Annotated in this window: 18 protein-coding genes and 1 pseudogene; 13 read left to right on the top strand and 6 right to left on the bottom strand. The window is 73.0% G+C overall.

Annotated elements, in window-relative coordinates:
• Nucleotides 1-126: 126 nt before the first annotated feature.
• The 5 genes and pseudogenes from ACFVDP_RS28025 to ACFVDP_RS28005 all read left to right on the top strand — a co-directional run bounded on the left by ACFVDP_RS28025 (nt 127) and on the right by ACFVDP_RS28005 (nt 3,567).
• Nucleotides 127-477, top strand: a complete 351-nt coding sequence (locus ACFVDP_RS28025; RefSeq protein WP_383495291.1) for a MerR family transcriptional regulator — start codon at nt 127-129, stop codon at nt 475-477.
• Nucleotides 478-903: 426 nt separating this feature from the next.
• The gene (locus tag ACFVDP_RS28020) at nt 904-1,107 is read left to right on the top strand and encodes a cold-shock protein (RefSeq protein WP_383495287.1); all 204 of its coding nucleotides are present in this window, start codon (nt 904-906) and stop codon (nt 1,105-1,107) included.
• A 222-nt stretch (nt 1,108-1,329) separates the two neighbouring features.
• Nucleotides 1,330-2,868, top strand: coding sequence for a DEAD/DEAH box helicase (locus tag ACFVDP_RS28015; RefSeq protein WP_383495284.1), 1,539 nt, complete (start codon nt 1,330-1,332; stop codon nt 2,866-2,868).
• 46 nt (nt 2,869-2,914) lie between these two features.
• Nucleotides 2,915-3,166: pseudogene (locus ACFVDP_RS28010) on the top strand (hypothetical protein); the annotation flags it as partial.
• An 89-nt stretch (nt 3,167-3,255) separates the two neighbouring features.
• A complete protein-coding gene (locus ACFVDP_RS28005; protein WP_383495281.1) occupies nt 3,256-3,567 on the top strand; it encodes an SCO5918 family protein in 312 nt (103 codons plus the stop codon).
• Between the two features lie 143 nt (nt 3,568-3,710).
• On the opposite strand, the gene rpsN is transcribed toward ACFVDP_RS28005, so the two are convergent.
• Nucleotides 3,711-4,016 carry a 30S ribosomal protein S14 gene (rpsN, locus tag ACFVDP_RS28000; RefSeq protein ID WP_383495279.1) on the bottom strand — a complete coding sequence of 102 codons (306 nt, stop codon included), beginning with the start codon at nt 4,014-4,016 and terminating at the stop codon, nt 3,711-3,713.
• Nucleotides 4,016-4,252: a 50S ribosomal protein L28 gene (gene rpmB / locus ACFVDP_RS27995; protein WP_383495276.1), complete on the bottom strand. Its 237-nt coding sequence runs from the start codon at nt 4,250-4,252 to the stop codon at nt 4,016-4,018. Before rpmB ends, rpsN begins: the two co-directional genes overlap by 1 nt.
• Nucleotides 4,253-4,328: 76 nt before the next feature.
• Here rpmB and ACFVDP_RS27990 point away from each other — a divergent pair, with 76 nt between their 5' ends.
• Nucleotides 4,329-5,477 (top strand): CobW family GTP-binding protein, encoded by a 1,149-nt coding sequence (locus ACFVDP_RS27990; RefSeq protein WP_383495732.1) that lies wholly within the window; start codon nt 4,329-4,331, stop codon nt 5,475-5,477.
• A gap of 43 nt (nt 5,478-5,520) precedes the next feature.
• Nucleotides 5,521-5,823, top strand: a complete 303-nt coding sequence (gene rpsR, locus ACFVDP_RS27985; protein ID WP_383495274.1) for a 30S ribosomal protein S18 — start codon at nt 5,521-5,523, stop codon at nt 5,821-5,823.
• Here the strand turns inward: rpsR and ACFVDP_RS27980 are convergent.
• Together ACFVDP_RS27980 and ACFVDP_RS27975 are read right to left on the bottom strand one after the other, a co-directional pair.
• Nucleotides 5,793-6,053, bottom strand: coding sequence for a helix-turn-helix transcriptional regulator (locus tag ACFVDP_RS27980; RefSeq protein ID WP_383495272.1), 261 nt, complete (start codon nt 6,051-6,053; stop codon nt 5,793-5,795). The two genes, rpsR and ACFVDP_RS27980, sit on opposite strands and share 31 nt — an antisense overlap.
• A complete protein-coding gene (locus ACFVDP_RS27975; RefSeq protein ID WP_383495269.1) occupies nt 5,999-8,539 on the bottom strand; it encodes an AAA family ATPase in 2,541 nt (846 codons plus the stop codon). The genes ACFVDP_RS27980 and ACFVDP_RS27975 overlap by 55 nt, the downstream gene beginning before the upstream one ends.
• A gap of 205 nt (nt 8,540-8,744) precedes the next feature.
• On the opposite strand from ACFVDP_RS27975, the gene ACFVDP_RS27970 reads away from it, so the two are divergent.
• Together ACFVDP_RS27970 and ACFVDP_RS27965 are read left to right on the top strand one after the other, a co-directional pair.
• A complete protein-coding gene (locus ACFVDP_RS27970; protein WP_383495266.1) occupies nt 8,745-9,449 on the top strand; it encodes an ABC transporter ATP-binding protein in 705 nt (234 codons plus the stop codon).
• Nucleotides 9,443-11,905 carry an FtsX-like permease family protein gene (locus tag ACFVDP_RS27965; RefSeq protein ID WP_383495263.1) on the top strand — a complete coding sequence of 821 codons (2,463 nt, stop codon included), beginning with the start codon at nt 9,443-9,445 and terminating at the stop codon, nt 11,903-11,905. The genes ACFVDP_RS27970 and ACFVDP_RS27965 overlap by 7 nt, the downstream gene beginning before the upstream one ends.
• A 38-nt stretch (nt 11,906-11,943) precedes the next feature.
• Here the strand turns inward: ACFVDP_RS27965 and ACFVDP_RS27960 are convergent, their stop codons facing one another.
• Both ACFVDP_RS27960 and ACFVDP_RS27955 read right to left on the bottom strand, forming a co-directional pair.
• Nucleotides 11,944-13,524 carry a DUF2207 family protein gene (locus tag ACFVDP_RS27960; protein WP_383495260.1) on the bottom strand — a complete coding sequence of 527 codons (1,581 nt, stop codon included), beginning with the start codon at nt 13,522-13,524 and terminating at the stop codon, nt 11,944-11,946.
• Entirely contained in the window at nt 13,524-14,087 is a 564-nt protein-coding gene (locus tag ACFVDP_RS27955) for a LemA family protein (RefSeq protein ID WP_383495257.1), read from the bottom strand. Before ACFVDP_RS27955 ends, ACFVDP_RS27960 begins: the two co-directional genes overlap by 1 nt.
• A 378-nt stretch (nt 14,088-14,465) precedes the next feature.
• Here ACFVDP_RS27955 and ACFVDP_RS27950 point away from each other — a divergent pair, with 378 nt between their 5' ends.
• The 4 genes from ACFVDP_RS27950 to ACFVDP_RS27935 all read left to right on the top strand — a co-directional run bounded on the left by ACFVDP_RS27950 (nt 14,466) and on the right by ACFVDP_RS27935 (nt 18,247).
• Nucleotides 14,466-15,050: a TMEM165/GDT1 family protein gene (locus ACFVDP_RS27950; RefSeq protein WP_383495254.1), complete on the top strand. Its 585-nt coding sequence runs from the start codon at nt 14,466-14,468 to the stop codon at nt 15,048-15,050.
• Nucleotides 15,051-15,177: 127 nt separating this feature from the next.
• On the top strand, nt 15,178-15,786 hold the full coding sequence (locus ACFVDP_RS27945; protein WP_383495252.1) for a TetR/AcrR family transcriptional regulator: 609 nt from the start codon (nt 15,178-15,180) through the stop codon (nt 15,784-15,786).
• Nucleotides 15,783-17,456, top strand: a complete 1,674-nt coding sequence (locus ACFVDP_RS27940; RefSeq protein ID WP_383495249.1) for an FAD-binding dehydrogenase — start codon at nt 15,783-15,785, stop codon at nt 17,454-17,456. Before ACFVDP_RS27945 ends, ACFVDP_RS27940 begins: the two co-directional genes overlap by 4 nt.
• Nucleotides 17,453-18,247, top strand: coding sequence for an SDR family oxidoreductase (locus tag ACFVDP_RS27935; RefSeq protein ID WP_383495246.1), 795 nt, complete (start codon nt 17,453-17,455; stop codon nt 18,245-18,247). Before ACFVDP_RS27940 ends, ACFVDP_RS27935 begins: the two co-directional genes overlap by 4 nt.
• Nucleotides 18,248-18,378: the final 131 nt, after the last annotated feature.

The raw sequence follows: 18,378 nt of genomic DNA, 5'->3' as shown, positions 1-18,378 counted from the left end.
GTTCGGGTGGGAGAAAAAAAGGGACGGGGGAGGCGGAGGGGCGGGAGGGGGGGGAAAAAGTTTCTTTGGGGGCCGGGGTACCAGTTGCCACCCGGGCCCCTCGACGCGTTCCACAGAGAGGTGCAAATGACAGCAGACGACTCGTTCAGCCGTCTTGATGACGACGACTACCCCGCCTACACGATGGGCCGGGCCGCCGCGATGCTCGGCACCACGCAGGGCTTCCTCCGCGCCATCGGAGAAGCCCGCCTCATCACCCCGCTGCGCTCCGACGGCGGACACCGCCGCTACTCGCGCTACCAGCTGCGGATCGCCGCCCGTGCCCGCGAACTCGTCGACCAGGGCACCCCCATCGAGGCCGCCTGCCGCATCGTGATCCTCGAGGACCAGCTCGAAGAGGCTCAGCGCATCAACGCCGAATACCGCCGCGCGGCCGAGGCGGAGAAGCCGACCACCGCGGGCTCCGGCTCAGGCTGATGACGGTGGGACCCGGGGCAGCCGCGTCAGGGCCGCGCAGCAGCAGCGCTGCGCGGCCGCCGTTCTGCGCCGGGGCAATAGTGGCGCCCGGCGAGCCAGAAAAAAGCGATCGCCCTTCCGGAACACCGCATTTTGCGGTGCCCCAATATCTATGACCGCGGCATGAGAGTTTAACGAGCCGCGCGAACAGTGTGTTTACCGCGGCGAACAGATCGGAATCATTTACCACGCACAGGCCACTACCACATGCTACTGTCGTTCTTAGTTGCAGTTGTGGTTCCCAAAACTTCAACGCTCGCGTCTGCGATTTTTGAGCAGCGGAGAGCGTTTTGTATTTCCGGTCATTCTCCGGTCGGGGCATCATCGCGGCGACCCGGTATCCGTCGATCGCGGGTACCGGCGTACTGCCCCACAAGGAGATATGACATGGCATCCGGCACTGTGAAGTGGTTCAACGCGGCCAAGGGCTTCGGCTTCATCGAGCAGGACGGTGGCGGCGCCGACGTGTTCGCCCACTTCTCGAACATCGCCGCCCAAGGCTTCCGTGAGCTGGCCGAGGGCCAGAAGGTCACCTTCGACATCGCGCAGGGCCAGAAGGGCCCGACGGCCGAGAACATCATTCCCGCCTGACGCCGACGCACACTTCGCAGCTGGGGCCCGCATCCCTCGGGGTGCGGGCCCCAGCTGCGGACATTCCCCGGTGGATTCCTCGCCTGTATGTGAATCCGCCACATCCGCCGCATTGCAGGCCACTTTGGCTTTCGCATTTCTTCCGGCCCGTTCTTGGATTCTCCGCACTGTTTCTCTGCTGCGAGAATTCCTTGATGCGTGCCGCATCAAGGAAGGTTCTGTATGAACCCCGCACGTACGAACAGCCGCTCCCCCCGCCGCAGCCGCACCGGTGGTCCCGCCGCCGGCTCCGGCGCCGGTGCGCAGCGCGGCAACCGCTTCGGCTCGCCCGCCACCAACCGCTCGTCCGCCCCCAGCCGCTCCGGCGCCCCCAGCCGCTCCGGCGGCCCGAGCCGCCGAAGGCCCGCGGCCGCCTCGGGCGAGTTCGCCCTGCCCAAGACGATCACTCCCGCGCTGCCCGCCGTCGAGGCGTTCGCCGACCTCGGTCTCCCCGAGCAGTTGCTCGCCTCGCTCACCGCGCAGGGCATGCGCGTCCCGTTCCCGATCCAGGGCGCGACCCTGCCCAACACCCTCGCGGGCCGGGACGTACTCGGCCGTGGGCGCACGGGCTCGGGCAAGACCCTCGCCTTCGGCCTGGCCCTGCTGGCGCGCACCGCCGGACAGCGTGCCGAGCCCTGCCGCCCGCTGGCGCTGATCCTCGTACCCACGCGTGAGCTGGCCCAGCAGGTGACCGACGCTCTCACCCCGTACGCCCGCTCGGTGAAGCTGCGCCTGGCCACCGTCGTCGGCGGAATGCCGATCCGCAGGCAGTCCAGCGCACTGCGGGCGGGCGCCGAAGTCGTCGTCGCGACGCCCGGCCGCCTCAAGGACCTCATCGACCGGGGCGACTGCCGGCTGAACGAGGTCGCGATCACCGTCCTGGACGAGGCCGACCAGATGGCCGACATGGGCTTCATGCCCCAGGTCACCGCGCTCCTGGACCAGGTACGCCCCGAGGGCCAGCGGATGCTGTTCTCCGCCACCCTCGACCGCAACGTCGACCTCCTGGTCCGTCGCTACCTCACCGACCCGGTCGTCCACTCCGTCGACCCGTCGGCGGGCGCGGTCAGCACGATGGAGCACCACGTCCTGCACGTCCACGGAGCCGACAAGCACCGGACGACGACCGAGATCGCCGCACGCGACGGCCGGGTGATCATGTTCCTGGACACCAAGCACGCCGTCGACCGGCTGACGCAGGATCTGCTGAACAGCGGCGTGCGGGCCGCCGCGCTGCACGGCGGGAAGTCGCAGCCCCAGCGCACCCGGACCCTGACCCAGTTCAAGACCGGGCACGTCACCGTGCTCGTCGCGACGAACGTCGCGGCACGCGGCATCCACGTCGACAACCTCGACCTCGTCGTGAACGTCGACCCGCCCACCGACCACAAGGACTACCTCCACCGCGGCGGCCGCACCGCGCGGGCCGGCGAGTCCGGCAGGGTCGTCACGCTGGTCACCCCCAACCAGCGCCGCGACATGACCCGCCTCATGGCAGCCGCCGGCATCGCCCCCCGGACCACTCCGGTCCGCTCCGGCGAAGAGGCACTCCGCCGGATCACCGGCGCCCAGGCCCCCTCCGGTGTCCCCGTCACGATCACCGCGCCGGTGGCCGAGCGACGTGAGCGCAGCCGCGGCGGGGCCTCCCGCGGCCGGCGCAGCTCCGCCTCGGCGGCCCGGCGGGCTGCCGGGCGGCACTCCTCCTTCGGCGCGGCAGCCTAGAACCTCCATGGCCCTGAAGCTTCTCCACCTCTGCAGGAGGCATGTCTTGACGCTGGTTCAGATGCAATTCCGCCCGGCGGCCGCCGCCGTGGACACGGCAGGTCCGCGGGTCGGCGACGACATGACCGTCGAGGTGGCCCTGGCCGTCATGGCCGGCGCCCGCACCGAGCACCTCCTGGTCTGTGACGACGACGGTCTGCGTACCGGACTGGTCACGAAGGCCCAGCTCACCGTCGTCCGTGACAGCTCCACGTACACGGACCGGTTCCAACTGCGCGACATCCTCGACAGCCGGGGCGGCGCCCGGGGCATCCTCACCCCTGCTCGTGCTTGCTGAACCGTCTCATCGCGGCAGAACCGTCCCTCCTCTTCTCCCTGTGAGGCTTCATGCGCTGTGTCATCGCCCGCTTCCCGTTCGACCTCACCAAGAGCGGTGTCCTGGAGTCCATGAAGGGCATCAAGCCTGAACAGGTCACCGGCGAGTCCGTGATCATCGGCCGCCGCACCTACCCGATCAAGCAGGTCGGGCAGGTCATCACGCGCCAGGACCGCCGCGACTTCAGCGCCGGCGAAGTCCTGCGGGCCATGAGCCGACTCGGCTTCACCTGCCGCAGCGCTCTCCCCGTCGCGGCGCCCACGCGTGTCCTCAGCCCGTTGCAGCAGGCTTCCGCGATGCTCGGCGCCCCTGCCGCCGCCTGACCCACGGACAGGCACGGGGAGCCGGTCGGGAGCCGCATCCCGTCGCCCCGGCAGTCAGAACAGCAGCTCAGGCACCTGCCCTCTCCGGCAGGTGCCTGAGCTGTTTCCGTGCACCTGTCCGCATCCCCGCGACAAGTCCCGCCCTACCAGGACGACTTGGTGATCCCCGGCAAGAACCCCGCATGCGCCTGCTCCCGCACGCGGACCCGGGACAGGCCGAACTTGCGCAGGTGGCCTCGGGGGCGGCCGTCCACGCTGTCGCGGTTGCGGACTCGGGTGGGGCTCGCGTCGCGCGGCTGGCGGGTCAATTCCGTCTGGGCCGCCGCGCGTTCGGCGGGGGTCGAGGTCGGGCGGCGGATGATCTCCTTCAGCTCCGCGCGGCGGGACGCGTACCGGGCGACGACGGACTTGCGGTGCTCGTTCTTCGCGATCTTGCTCTGTTTGGCCATCAGACCTTTCCTCCCCGGGCGCGGATGCGGGCGACGGCCGCTTCTACGCCGATCACGTCGACGGTCTTGATGGCGCGGGCGCTCAACGTCAGGCGTACGTAACGCCCTTCGCCCGCGAGCCAGTAGCGCTTGCGCTGGATGTTCGGGTCGAAGCGGCGGGAGGTGCGGCGGTGGGAGTGGGAGATCGTGTTGCCGAATCCCGGGCGGGCGCCGGTCAGTTGGCAGTGGGCGGACATGGAGTGACCTGCCTCTCTCGCATCGCGGCCTTATTGATAATGGAAACCATTCCCATATAGTAGCCCCATGCCTCGTATGTCTCGCAACGAACCACTGCCGGTCGTCATCGTCGGCGGACTGCACGCCGACGCCCGCCGTACCGTCGTCGAGCGGCTGCTGACGGCGGTCCCCGGGAGCGTCGCCCTGCATCACGACCTCGCCACAGCGGCGGAAGGAACCGTGCGCCGCGTCGTCCGCGACGCCTCCGGTGTCCTGGCCGCCGGCGACGCACCCCTCGTCAACGACTGCGCCTGCTGCGCCCTGCGCGAGGACCTCGTGCCGGAGCTGGACCGGCTGGCCGGAGACGGTCTGACGCGGCTCGCGATCGTCGAGTTGTGGGACTCCGTCGAGCCGAAGGCCATGGCCGAGGTCGTCACGGCCCACAGCGGCGACGAACTGGTCCTCACCAACGTGATCACCGCGGTCTCCCCGGCCCTCGTCCTGCCCTACCTCGGCAACGGCGACGACCTCGCCGAGGCCGGACTCGCCGCCGCCGCGACGGACCAGCGCACGGTCGCCGACACCTGGGCCCGTCAGATGGAGTACGCGCCCGTGCTCGCCCTGGTCGACGACCCGGAGGCGGACGAGCAGGATCACGCCCTGCTCACCCAGCTCCACCCCACCGCCCACCGGGTCGACGCGGCGTCGGGCGAACTCGCGGAGCTGGCCTTCGCCGGGTTCGACGTGGAAGCGGCCGCCACGAAGCAGCATCCCGCCTGCGCGCTGCTGCCCCAGGAGGCGGACGACGCGGGAGTGACCACGTTCGTGTGGCACCACACCCGGCCGTTCCACCCCGAGCGGCTCTTCCAGGCGCTCGAAGACCTCTGCTGCGCCGCCGCCCGCAGCCGGGGGCGGTTCTGGCTCGCCGACCGGCCCGACAGCCTCCTCGCCTGGGACTGCGCGGGCGGAGCGCTGTGCGTGGAGAGCGCCGGGCCGTGGCTCGCCTCACTGCCCGACGCGGGCTGGGAGTTGATGCCCCCTGTACGGCGCGCGGCCGCCGCCCTCGACTGGCATCCCGAGCACGGGGACCGCTGCCAGCACCTCGTCTTCACCTCCCCCGGACTCGACCGCACCGGCATCGAGCGGCTCCTCGACTCCTGCCTGCTCACCGACTCCGAGTACGCCGCCGGGCAGGAGGAATGGCGGCGCCTCCCCGCATCCTTCGCGCCCTTTCTCGACGCCTGACAGCCAGTACCGCGCACCGACGACCCCAGCCAAAGGAAGCCCCATGTCCCGACGGACCGCCACCACCCGCAAGCCCCCGAAGCCCCGCTCCAATCCGCTCCTCGCCGCCGGCATCACGTACATCGACTACAAGGACACCGGCCTGCTCCGGAAGTTCATCTCCGACCGGGGCAAGATCCGTAGCCGTCGCGTCACCCGTGTCACCGCGCAGCAGCAGCGTCAGATCGCCGCCGCCGTCAAGAACGCCCGCGAGATGGGGCTCCTGCCGTACGCCACTCAGCGCGGGCCTTCGGGTCCGTCGGGTCCGTCGGGGGCTCAGTCCGTCAGGTCGAGCCCCGCCAGCTGAGACCGGCTGCTGACGTTCAGCTTCGGGAAGGCGCGGTAGAGGTGGTAGCTGATCGTTTTGGGGCTCAGGAAGAGCTGGGCCGCTATCTCGCGATTGGTCATGCCCGTCGCCGCGAGGCGGACGATCTGGAGTTCCTGCGGGGAGAGGCGGGCGAGGGTGTTCGCGGTGCGGGCGGTCAGGGGGCCCTCGCGCCGGCCGCTCTCAGTTCCGCCCGGGCGCGGTCCGCCCAAGGGGTCGCGCCCAGACGTCCGAAGGTGTCCAGCGCGGCGGTCAGGTGGAGGCGGGCGTCCGTCTTGTGGCGTTCCCGGCGCAGGCGTTCGCCGAAGAGGAGGCGGGTTCTGGCCGCCTCCCAGGGGCGGCCGCTCTCCGCGTGCCGGCGGACGGCCGTGCCGAACAGGTCGTGGGCGGTGGCCCAGTCGGGTTCCAGGAGGGCGCGGCAGCGGTGCAGCACCGCGTCGGCCCAGGCGAGGCCGGACGCGTCGGACCACTCCGTGAATCGGGCGAGCGGTTCGTCGGCGGGCAGGCCGAGCCGGGCGGACGCCTCGATGCGGTCCGGGGCGGAGTACACGCTCTGGATCTGGCGGCCGGCCGGGCCCGTGGTCACGGCGTCCAGGCGTTCCAGGGCCTTGGCGAACCGGCCCTGCCCGAGGTCGCCGAGGGCCAGCGCCCACTCCGCCCACGCCAGGCTGTTGGCGATCCCGGTGGCGTCGAAATGGTCGTGGCAGCGGGCCGCCAGCTCCGCCGAACGGGCCTCGTCGCCGCGTACGGCCAGGATCCAGGCGAGCATCCCCTGGAGGTAGCCGGCCCGGTTGGGCTGGCCGGTGTCGGCGGCGGCTTGCAGGCCCTCGACCGCCGTCGCCTCCGCGTCGCGGAAGCGGCCGAGGTACAACTCGGAGGCTGCCAGCGTCAGATGGGCCAGCGGCAGCCAGCCGAGGTCGCCGCGGGCCCGGCAGTCGGCGGCGACGGCGGCGGAGATCTCGCGTCCGGCGTCGAAGTCGCCGACCAGGCCCGCGACGAAGGCGGCGTTGATGCGCAGGGCCGGTGCGCCGGACCGGTTGCGGCGGCCGTCGGCGACCAGCGTGCGCATCGTCGGCAGGGCGTACGCGGGCCCGCGCTCCAGGAACACGGCCGCCCCGGTCACCGCCGCCACGGCCGGGTCCAGGCCGTCCTCGGGGCGCAGCCGCAGCGCCGCGAGGCGGTCGGCGGCCTCGCGCAGGCGGCCGGTGTCGCCGAGCTGCCAGGCGTCGCGGGCCGCGTCCACGAGCATCATGCCCGCCGCCACCCGCACCTCGCCGGTGCCCTCTTCACAAGCTTTCAGCACCGTGTCCGCGGCGCCGAGGAGCAGGGCGTGCGCGGTGCCCGGGTCCCCGTCGTCGAAGGCGGTGCGGGCGCGCAGGGCCTGGAGCGCGGCGCGTGTACGCGGATCAGTGCTGTCGCGTTCGGCGGACTCGGCGAGGGACTTGGCGCGGGCGGTCAGTCCCGCGTCGGCGGCGGCCCGGGCCGCGGCGGCAAGGCGGCGGGCGCGCAGGGCGGGGTCGCCGGTCAGCGCGGCGGAGCGTTCCAGGGCGGCGGCGGTGCCCGCGTGGCCGTGGCGCTCCCGGGCCCGGCCCGCGGCCTGTTCCAGGGCGGCCGCCGCCTCCTCGTCGGGGCCGGTCGCGGCGGCGGCCAGGTGCCAGGCCCGCCGGTCCGGCCGGTGCCGCAGGACGTCGGCGAGTGCGCGGTGGGCGGCGAGCCGCGCCTCGTAGGAGTCGGCGCGGAACACGGCGCCGCGCATCAGCGGATGGACGAACGACACCCGCCCGGCGGCGACCCGGACCAGGCCGGCCCGCTCGGCCTCGCCCAACGCACCTGATTCCGCGCCCAGTTGGACGGTGGCGCGCAGGATCGCGTCGAGGTCGCCGCCGTCCTCGGCCGCCGCGACGAGCAGGGCGGTGCGCGCGGCGGCGGGCAGGTCCGCGATCCGGGCGCCGTACGCCTCCTGGATGCGGCGCGGCAACGGCAGCGGCTCCAGGCCGTACGCGTCGCCGGTGCGCGCCAGTTCGAGCAGGGCGAGGGGGTTGCCCGCGCTCTCCTCCATGATCCGGCGGCGCAGCGGCGGGCCGAGCCGTGGTGACCGCTCGGCGAGGAGCCGGGCGCTGCTGTCGGGATCGAGGCCGGTCAGGCGCAGTTCGGGCAGACCCGTCGGGTCGAAGCCGTCGCGGGCGCCGAGGACCAGGGCGATGCCCTCGGCCTGGAGGCGGCGCGCGGCGAAGAGCAGGGCGCGGGCGGAGGCGTGGTCGAGCCAGTGCGCGTCGTCGACCAGGCACAACAAGGGTGCGTCGGCGGCCAGTTCCGACAGCAGGGACAGCACGGCCAGACCCACCATGAGCTGGTCGTCGGTGCTGCCGGGGCCGGTGCCGAACGCGGCCTTGAGGGCGGCCGCCTGCGGCCCGGGCAGGGAGTCGACGCGGTCGAGCACGGGGTGCAGGAGCAGGTGGAGCGAGGCGAACGGGATCTCGGCCTCGGTCTCGATGCCGGTGGTCGTGACGACGGCCGTGCCGTGGGTGCGCCGCGCCTGCTCACCGGCGTACTCCAGGAGCGCGGTCTTGCCGATGCCGGGCTCGCCCCGGACGACGAGGACGCCGCTGCGTCCGGCGGCCGCGTCGGCGAGCAGCGCGTCGAGCGCCGCCTGCTCCACCGCCCGCCCCTGGAGTGCGGTGCCACCCGTAACCGCCATGCGCCCAACCCCCGTTGAACCCTCTGCCCCCGCCGTCCGGGGCGATCCTAGTCATCTGTCCGGTACCGGCGGCGGGCCCGCGCTCGTAGCGTCCCGATCACGGCACCCCACGGCGGGGACAGCCTCCTCGGCGGGACGACCAGGACGGACGTGCATCGCGGTGAGAACCGTCAACAGCCTTGACACATCAGTGGTGTTGGAGTCGGTGAGCAGGAGTTATCCGAACGGCGACGGCGCGGTCACCGCGCTCGACGAGGTGACGGCCCGCTTCGGCCACGGCACGTTCACCGCCGTCATGGGCCCGTCCGGTTCGGGCAAGTCGACGCTGTTGCAGTGCGCCGCCGGGCTGGAGCGGCCCACCTCGGGGCGGGTCGTCGTCGCCGGGCAGGACCTGGCGCGGCTGTCCGACCGGAGGCTGACGGAGCTGCGGCGGGACCGGATCGGGTTCGTCTTCCAGGCGTTCAACCTGGTGCCGTCGCTGACCGCCGAGCAGAACGTCGCGCTGCCGCTGCGGCTGGCCGGGCGGCGGCCCGACCGCGACGCGATCCGGCAGGGGCTCGCGGCGGTGGGGCTCACCGACCGGGCCGGGCACCGCCCGGCCCAGCTCTCCGGCGGCCAGCAGCAGCGCGTCGCCATCGCGCGGGCGCTGGTGACGCGGCCGGCCGTGCTGTTCGCGGACGAGCCGACCGGCGCCCTGGACGCGAGCACCGGCCGCGAGGTGCTGCGGCTGCTGCGGACCGTGGTCGACCGGCATGCGCAGACCCTCGTCATGGTCACCCACGATCCGGCCGCGGCGGCCTGCGCCGACCGGGTCCTCTTCCTCGCCGACGGACAGGTCCGCGACGAACTCACCGACCCCGACCCCGACTCCGTCGTCGCCCGGATGCTGCTCCTTGAGGCGTCGTGCTGACCCTCGCCCTGAGCACACTGCGCACCCGCTGGGTCTCCTTCCTGGGCAGCTTCGCCGCGCTCTTCCTCGGTACGGCGCTGATCGCCGCGATGGGGCAGGTCCTGGCGAGCGCCATCGCCACCCCCGACCGCGGGCCGCAGCGGTACGCGGCCGCGCCGGTCGTCGTCGTCCCCGACGGCCGGATCACCGTGCAGGGCCGACAGGGCGCGACCGGCGCCCCGCTCGCGGAGCCGCGCGGGCTGCCCGCCGGCCTCGCCGCCCGGTTCCCCGGCGCGGTCGTGGACCGGGTCTTCCCGGCCCGCCTCGCCGGGGGCCCGCCCGCCGTCGGCCGGCCCTGGTCGGCCGCCCGCACCGCGCCCCAGCGCATCACCGAGGGCCGCGCCCCCGCGGGCGACGGCGAGATCGCGGTGAGTACGTCGGCCCGCGCGCCCGGCGCCCGTGCGGCGGTCGGCGACCGGGTCCTGGTCGTCACGGCCGACGGCGCCAGGACGTACACCGTGGCGGGCGTGACCACGGCGGGGCCGCAGGGCACGGTGTTCTTCAGCGACGCCCGCGCCGCGGCGCTCTCGCCGCGGATCGACGCGCTCGCGCTCTGGGAGCCGGTCGCGAGGGTGCGGGCTGTTGTCGGTGACCAGGGCAGCGCCGCCCCTCGCATCCTCACGGGCCAGGACCGCGCCCTCCCCGATCCCACCCGCACCGAGGACGACCGGGCCCGGAACAACGCGATCACCGTCGTCTCGATCGCGGGCGGGTTCGCCGCGTTCGTCGCCGTGTTCGTGGTGTCGTCCACCTTCGCGTTCGCCGTCTCGCAGCGCCGTCGCGAGTTCGCGCTGCTGCGGACCGTCGGGGCGACCCGGCGTCAGGTGCGGCGGATGGTGCACGCCGAGGCGTGGTGCCTCGCGGTGGTCGCCTCCGCGCTCGGCGCGTCGGCCGGACCGCTCGCCACCCGGCCCGTCCTGGACCGGCTGATCGGGCTCGGGACGGCGCCCGCGTGGACGGTGCCGAGCGACTCCGTCGTCCCCTCGCTCGTCGCGTTCCCCACCGGTGTGCTGGTCGCGCTGCTCGGGGCGGCGGCCGCGGCGCGGCGGGCCGGGCGGGTGGCCGCGGCGGAGGCCCTGCGCGAGGCCGCCGTCGAGTCCCGGGCGATGACGCCGGTGCGCTGGGTGCTGGGCGTGGGGACGCTCGGCACGGCGCTGGTGTGCATGGGGGTGACGGCGGTCGGCGACCCCGCATCGGCCGCCAACAACAAGTCGGCGATGCCCGTCGTCATGCTGCTCGTCGCCGCCGCCGGACTGCTCGCCCCCGTCGCCGTGCGCCCGGTCACCCGGCTGCTCGCCGCGCCGCTGGAACGCCTGCGCGGCGCGACCGGCACCCTGGTGTCCGCCTCCGTGCTCGCCTCGGCCCGGCAGACCGCCATGACGGCCGCGCCGGTCCTTGTCACGGTCGGGCTGGCCGCCGCGCTGCTCGGCGGGGCCGCGACGGGCGACAGCGCGAAGGCGGCGATGCGGACCGGACCCGTACGCGCGGACTACCTGGTGCTCCCCGACGCGGGCTCCGGACTCGACCGCCAACTCGTCTCCCATCTGCGGAAGTTGCCGGACGTCGAGGTCGCCACCGCGGCACGGACCAGCCTCTGCACCCTGGAGGGCGACACCGTGCTCATCCCGCGCCCGGTCGAGGCCGTCGACCCGAAGACGCTCCCCGCCTCGGTCGAAGTCCCCCTGACATCAGGCTCGTTCGGGGATCTCGACGATCACGGCATTGTGGTCGCCCCCACCTGGGGCAGAGGTCTCGGCGACCGGGTGCCGGTGTGGCGGGCCGACGGCAGCAGGACCACGCTCACCGTGGTCGGCCTCCTCTCCGTGGACTCCCCCGCCGACGCCTACACGACACGGGCGCACGCCTTCTCGGCACTGCCGTCGGTCGCCTACGTGAAGCTGCGCGCCGGGGCGTCCCCCGACGGTGTCGAGGCCGCCCTGCGCAAGGCCACGGCCGGTCACAACGCGCACGTCGTGACCCGGGCCGCGTGGGCCGCCGACAGCGGCGCGGACGTGCGGTCGGCCAGCCGTATCGGCCTGCTGGTGGTCCTCGCCATCGTCCTGGCGTTTACCACGATCGCCCTGGTCAACACGGTGCTGATGGCGGCGGCCGACCGGGCGCCCGAGCGGCGGGCGCTGCGGCTGCTCGGCGCCCGGCGGGCCCAGGTCCTGCGGTTCGTCGCGGCGGAGGCGCTGCTGGTCGTGGGGATCGGCACCGTGCTGGCGGGAGGGACGGCGGCGATCGGTCTGGCGGGCCTGTGGGTCTCCCTGGCGCAGATCGCCGGACCCCTCGGCATCAGCCTGCCGTGGGCGACGGTCGCCGCGGTCGTCGCGGGCTGCGCGCTCCTCGCGGTGCTCGCCTCGGTCGGGGCGGCCCTGCTCGCCGACCGCCCCCGTGGCGGCAGGGCCCACGGCTGATCCGCGGGCCCTGCCGGGCGTTTCGAAAAGGCGCCTTCCTACGGGTCGGCCCGGGCCGGCGCCGGGGCCTCGGCCCAGTCGCCCTCCCACCGCGCGGCCCGGATCAGTTCCGCGGAGCGGATGGTGCGGGTGCCCTTGGAGACCGTGAGGCGGACCTGGGCGCCGGTCGCGATGCCACGGGAGGCGGCGGGCAGCGCCCAGGCCGTGGTCAGGTCCGTGCCGCCCTCGTCCAGGGCCAGGAAACGCGCCGCCTTCTTGTCCTTGCGCCACTCCACCCGCAGCACCTCGCCGGAGATCGTGTCGGGCGCACGCCGTTCCAGGCAGGCCAGCACCAGCAGATACCCGGCCAGCGCGGCGAAGATCACGATCGCCGCCCACTCGACGCCGGCCGGGCCGTCCTGGGCCGCCACGTCGTGGAACCAGCCGTGGGTGCCGCTCGCGAAGTTGCCGGGCATCGTCGCCAGGAACGCCAGGAACAGCGTCCAGCGCCGGAACTTCCCGGCCACGATGACGCCGAGCAGCAGGCTGACCACCCAGCCGGCGCTGAGGATCAGGCCGGGGCGGCGCAGGGTGCCGCCGTCGTGCGCGTCGGCCGCGATCGTCCAGTCGGGCTGACGCAGCACTCCGAAGGCCACCAGAGCCGCGGCGACCACGGCCGCGGCGGCCGCCAGCTGGAGGAGGCGGCCCGTCGAGGCGCCGAAGCCGGGGCGCAGCCGCGGGTAGCGGATCCGCACCGGGCGCCAGGTGCCGCCGTACGACGACCAGACGCGGCGCCGGTCGCCGGCGTCGAAGCCGAGGAGGCGGCCGGCGAGGCTGGTGACGCCGAGCGCGGTCCCGTAGGCGAGATAGCGGTCCCAGACGGTCACGGCCGCCGGGGGCAGCCGGGCGAAGTCCTCGTGCGCGGTCAGCCAGGCGCGCAGTCCGGCCCAGTGTCCGGCGCGCTCCAGGCCGAGCGGGGTCGCGCGCTCGCCCAGCGCCTTGGCGAGCAGCCAGAACAGCGCGGAGGCCGGGAACACGCCGACGACCAACGCGGCCCGGACGCCGTGGTGGCCCATCAGCGCGGCCAACGCGAACAGGACGCCGGGCGCGCAGGCGAGCAGCATCAGGGCGGCGGCGAGCCACGACGGGAACCGGGAGCGGGACAGGCCGCGCACCTGGGCCTCGGCGATGATGTCCTTCTTCAGTTCCGCGTTGAAGGCGGCGGCGCGCTTGGCCTCGCGGAAGGCGATCGCCCCGATGGGAGCGCCGCCCTCGGTGGTGCGGCTGATCACGCGCTCCAGCACGCGCCGCTCGTAGGACGGCAGGTCCTGTGCGGCCCGGCCCTCCTCGGTGACGTGCACGGTGCCGGCCGCCGGGTCGTCGGCGGGCTGGCGCAGCTCGATGAGGCCGCGGGCGGCCAGGTCGAGCAGGGTGGCCGCGGCGGCGGACCCGACGCCGCGCCAGTTGTTGCCGAGGAAGCTGACCACGGCCGGCGGCTCGGGGTCGGGCCCGAACTCCTGGGTCGCGGGGCCCGGGACGACCGTGCCGTTGCGGGTCGCGAGCAGCGCGAGGCCGAAGAGGACGAGCCAGAGCGCGAACAGGCCGGCGCCGCCCCAGTAGAGCTGTTCCATGTGACTCATCAGAAGCGCACCTGGACCACGTCCTGCGGCGCGCCCGGGGCCTCGAAGTACTCACGGCGCGCGTGCCCGCCGCCGAAGCCCGACACGACGTTGCCCGGGAAGCTCTCCAGGGCCGTGTGGTAGCTCTGCACGGCGCTGTTGTAGAACTGCCGCGCGTACGCGATCTTGTCCTCCGCCGACCTCAACTCGGCCTGCACGGTGGCGAAATGCTGGTCCGCCTTCAGCTCCGGGTAGCTCTCGCCGAGCGCGAAGAGCTTGCCGAGCGTCGCGGTCAGCGTCTCCTCGGCGGCCGCCCGGTCCCCGACTCCGAGTCCGCCGACCACGGCCGCCCCGCGCGCGGCGGTGACCGCCTCGAAGGTGCCCTTCTCATGGGCGGCGTAACCGCGCGCGCCCTCGACGAGATTCGGGATCAGCTCGTGCCGCCGCTTCAGCTGCACATCGATCTGCGCCCACGACGCCTGTGTCTGGTTGCGCAGCCGGACGAGCCGGTTGTAGGTCCGTACGAACCACCACCCGGCCACCAGGACCAGCACCACCACGACAGCACCTGCGATGACACCCATCGGCGTCCCCCCAAAACCCCTGAAAGATCCGGCCCCCCTGGCCGATCGCGGTGATCCTAGACCGAAAGTGCGAATACCAGTTCCCTTTATCGGGCGGGCTGCCGGGCGGCCCCGACGTGATCCGGGGCACTGCGGGGCCTCGCGGCCGCATGTACCCTGGTGGGAGCAAGCGAAGGGGAGTAGCCCCGCGAACCGGTCGTCGACACACTGGAACCCCCGGGTTCCCGGTGGCCGGGCCCGCGCCGACACGGCCGGGTGGGCGAGACCTTCGATCAGGCTGACGCGTATCCGAATCCGTTTACGCCGTCGCCGGGTCGAGTGGTCCCCCGCAGCGGGTGGGTTCGCGGTCCGGTTGCGGCTCGTACAGAGAGACCCCCGATGCATCTCGATCCCGTGGCGATCATCACCGCCTTCGGACTGATCTTCCTCGCCGAGCTTCCCGACAAGACCATGTTCGCCTCGCTGGCCATGGGCACCCGGATGAAGCCGATCTACGTGTGGTTCGGCACCTCCGCGGCGTTCGCCGTGCACGTCGCCATCGCGGTCGGCGCCGGTTCGCTGCTCGGCCTGCTCCCGGGCTGGATCGTGAAGCTGGTCTCCGGTCTGATGTTCCTGTTCGGCGCCTTCATGCTGCTGCGCGGCGGGGACGACGAGGACGGCGAGGACGAGTCGGGCCCGAAGACCGTCACCGGGTTCTGGCCGGTGTTCGGCACCGCCTTCATGGCCGTGTTCATCGGCGAGTGGGGCGACCTGACCCAGATCACCACCGCCAACCTCGCCGCCACGAACGGCACGTGGTCGACCGCCATCGGTTCCTTCATCGCGCTGATCTCGGTCTCCGGTCTCGCGCTGATCGCGGGCCGCTTCATCGCCAAGCGGGTGCCGCTGAAGACGGTGCAGCGCGTGGGCGGCGTCTGCATGCTCGGACTCGCCGTCTGGTCGTTCGTGGAGATCTTCGCCTGACCCCTGCCCGACCCTCACCCGCCCCTCGTCGGACCCTTGTGGATACAGGAACGTATCGAATACGTTCCTGTATCCATTTTGTTTTCGGGTCACCTTTCGAGGCCCGAGCGCCCCGAGCGAGGTGACCGTGCCCGGCACAGTGACGAAGCGGCGTGCGCGCACACGGCAGCGGCTGCTGGCGGCCGCGTTCGAGGTGTTCGCCGCGGAGGGCTTCGGCCGCTCCACCGTCGAACAGGTCTGTGAGCGCGCCGGGTTCACGCGCGGCGCCTTCTACTCGAACTTCTCCTCCCTCGACGAGCTGTTCCTTGCCCTGTGGGAGGAGCGGTCGGCGCGGATGCTCGACGACGTGCGGGCCGCGCTCGCCGGACTCGACCCGGACGACCCGGAGGCGGCCGTGCGCGCGGCCGTCGAGGCGACTCCCGTGGACGACGCCTGGTACCGGATCACCGCCGAGTTCACGGCGCACGCCCTGCGCAATCCCGGTCTGCGGCGGGTGATGGCCGCCCGCGAGGAGGCCATCCGGGAGGCCGTGCTGCCGGTGCTCGTGGCCGCGCTCGAACGGCTGGGGCGGCGGGTCACCGACCGGCGGGCCCTGGGCGACGCGCTGGTCGCCGTGCACGACGGGACCGCCGTGCAGGTGCTGCTGCAACCCGACGACGATGCCGTACGGGATCGCAGGCACGCCCTGTTCATGAACGTACTGACCGCCTACAGCACCCCCTTGGAGAGCGCATGAGTGACACCAACGCCGATGTCGCCGATGTCATCGTCGTGGGAGCCGGGCTCGCCGGGCTCGTCGCCACCTACGAACTGACCCGCGCGGGCAAGCGCGTCGTGCTCGTCGACCAGGAGAACGCCGCCAACCTGGGCGGCCAGGCGTTCTGGTCGCTCGGCGGCCTGTTCCTCGTCGACAGCCCCGAGCAGCGGCGCATGGGCATCAAGGACTCCTACGAGCTGGCCCTCGCCGACTGGCTGGGGTCGGCCGGCTTCGACCGGGAGACCGAGGACCACTGGCCGCGCAAGTGGGCCGAGGCGTATGTGCGGTTCGCGGCCGGCGAGAAGCGGGACTATCTCGCCGGGCTCGGCCTGAAGGTCACCCCGAACGTCGGCTGGGCCGAGCGCGGCTCCGGCACCGCGACCGGGCACGGCAACTCCGTGCCCCGCTTCCACCTCACCTGGGGCACGGGCCCCGAGGTGGTCCGCGTCTTCCGGGAGCCGGTCCTGGAGGCCGCCGAGCGCGGCCTCGTCACCTTCGAATACCGGCACCAGGTCGACGAGTTGATCATCGAGGACGGCGCGGCCGTCGGCGTGCGGGGCTCGCTGCTCGCCCCCTCGGACGAGCCGCGCGGCGTCGCCTCGTCCCGCGAGACCGTCGGCGACTTCGAACTGCGCGCGAAGGCGGTCGTCGTCACGTCCGGCGGCATCGGCGGCAACCACGACCTGGTCCGCAAGAACTGGCCGGCCGACCGGGTCGGCCCGGCGCCCGCGTCGATGGTGACGGGCGTGCCCGCGTACGTCGACGGACGGATGATCGGCATCACCGAGGACGCCGGCGCCTCCGTCGTCAACCGCGACCGCATGTGGCACTACACGGAGGGCCTGAAGAACTGGGACCCGATCTGGCCCGGCCACGGCATCCGGATCATTCCGGGCCCGTCGTCGCTGTGGCTGGACGCGACCGGCAAGCGGCTGCCCGCGCCGCTGTTCCCCGGGCACGACACGCTCGCCACGCTGAAGCACATCACCGCCTCCGGGCACGACCACACGTGGTTCGTCCTCACGCGGGCCATCGTCGAGAAGGAGTTCGCGCTCTCGGGCAGCGAGCAGAACCCCGACATCACCGGCAAGGACATGAAGCTGGTCCTCCAGCGGGTGAAGAAGGGGGCGCCGGGTCCGGTCCAGGCGTTCCTCGACAAGGGCGAGGACTTCGTCGTCCGCCGCACCCTGAAGGACCTGGTCGCGGGCATGAACGAGCTGACGCCGGACACCCCCGTCGACTACGAGCAGGTCGAGCGGGAGATCGTGGCCCGCGACCGCGAGATCGAGAACGGGTACAGCAAGGACCTCCAGCTCATGGCCGTCCGCAACGCCCGCTCCTACCTGCCCGACCGCATCACCCGCGTCGCCAAGCCGCACCGGCTGCTCGACCCGGCGCAGGGCCCGCTGATCGCCGTACGCCTGCACGTGCTGACCCGCAAGACGCTGGGCGGCCTGGAGACGAACCTCGACTCGCAGGTCGTGCGCGGGGACGGGTCCGTGTTCGAGGGGCTGTACGCGGCCGGGGAGGTCGCCGGGTTCGGCGGTGGCGGCGTGCACGGGTACAACGCCCTCGAGGGCACCTTCCTCGGCGGCTGCATCTTCTCCGGGCGGGCCGCCGGGCGGGCGCTCGCCAGGAGCCTCGCGTGACGCGGACGGCGCTCGTCACGGGCGCCTCGTCGGGGATCGGGGCGGCCGTCGCGGCGGCGCTGGTCGCCCGCGGGTACCGGGTGTACGGCACGAGCCGGAACCCGGAGAAGGTCGACTCGCCGCTGGACGGGGTGACTTACCTTCGGCTCGACCTCACCGACGACGCGAGCATCGAGGCGTGCGCGGCCGCCGCCGGCGCGGTGGACGTCCTCGTCAACAACGCCGGTGAATCGCAGAGCGGCCCCTTCGAGGAGCTGCCCATGGACGCGGTGCGGCGGCTGTTCCAGCTGAACGTGTTCGGGGCCGTGCGGCTCAGTCAGCTTCTGCTGCCCGGGATGCGGGAGCGGGGGCGCGGGCGGGTGGTGATGGTCGGCTCGATGCTGGCCAGCTTCCCGCTCGCCTACCGGTCGTCGTACGTGGCGTCCAAGGCCGCGATCAAGGGGTTCGCGCTTGCGGCGCGGCGGGAGTACGCGCCGTACGGGGTCGGCGTCACGACCGTCGAACCCGGGTCGATCGCGACCGGGATCAGCGAGCGGCGCACCCAGTACGTGGCGGCGGACTCGCCGTTCCGCACGGCCTACGACACCATGCTCGCCGCGCTCAATCGCAATGAGGCGAACGGGATTTCGGCCGAGACGGTCGCCGCGAAGGTCGTTTCGGTGGTGGAGGCGGGGCGGGTGCGGCCGTTTTATGCGGTGGGGAGCAATGCGCCGGTTGTCTTTGCTTTGCGCAGGGTGCTTTCGCGGGGCGCTGCCGAGTTGATGGTTGCCCGGAAGCACGGGTTGCGGTGACGTCGTCGCGCAGTTCCCCGCGCCCCTTGATGGGTTGACGGTCGGCTGACGGCCGGTGGCCGCTTCTCGCGCAGTTCCCCAGGTCCCCTGAGGGAGGAGAAGGCGGACCTCGGGGGGGGGGGGGAACGTGA

Source organism: Streptomyces sp. NPDC057694 (assembly GCF_042799415.1).
Taxonomy (GTDB): domain Bacteria; phylum Actinomycetota; class Actinomycetes; order Streptomycetales; family Streptomycetaceae; genus Streptomyces.
The sequence above is the reverse complement of the archived record's forward strand: the minus strand, read 5'-3'. Positions and strand labels throughout refer to the sequence as shown.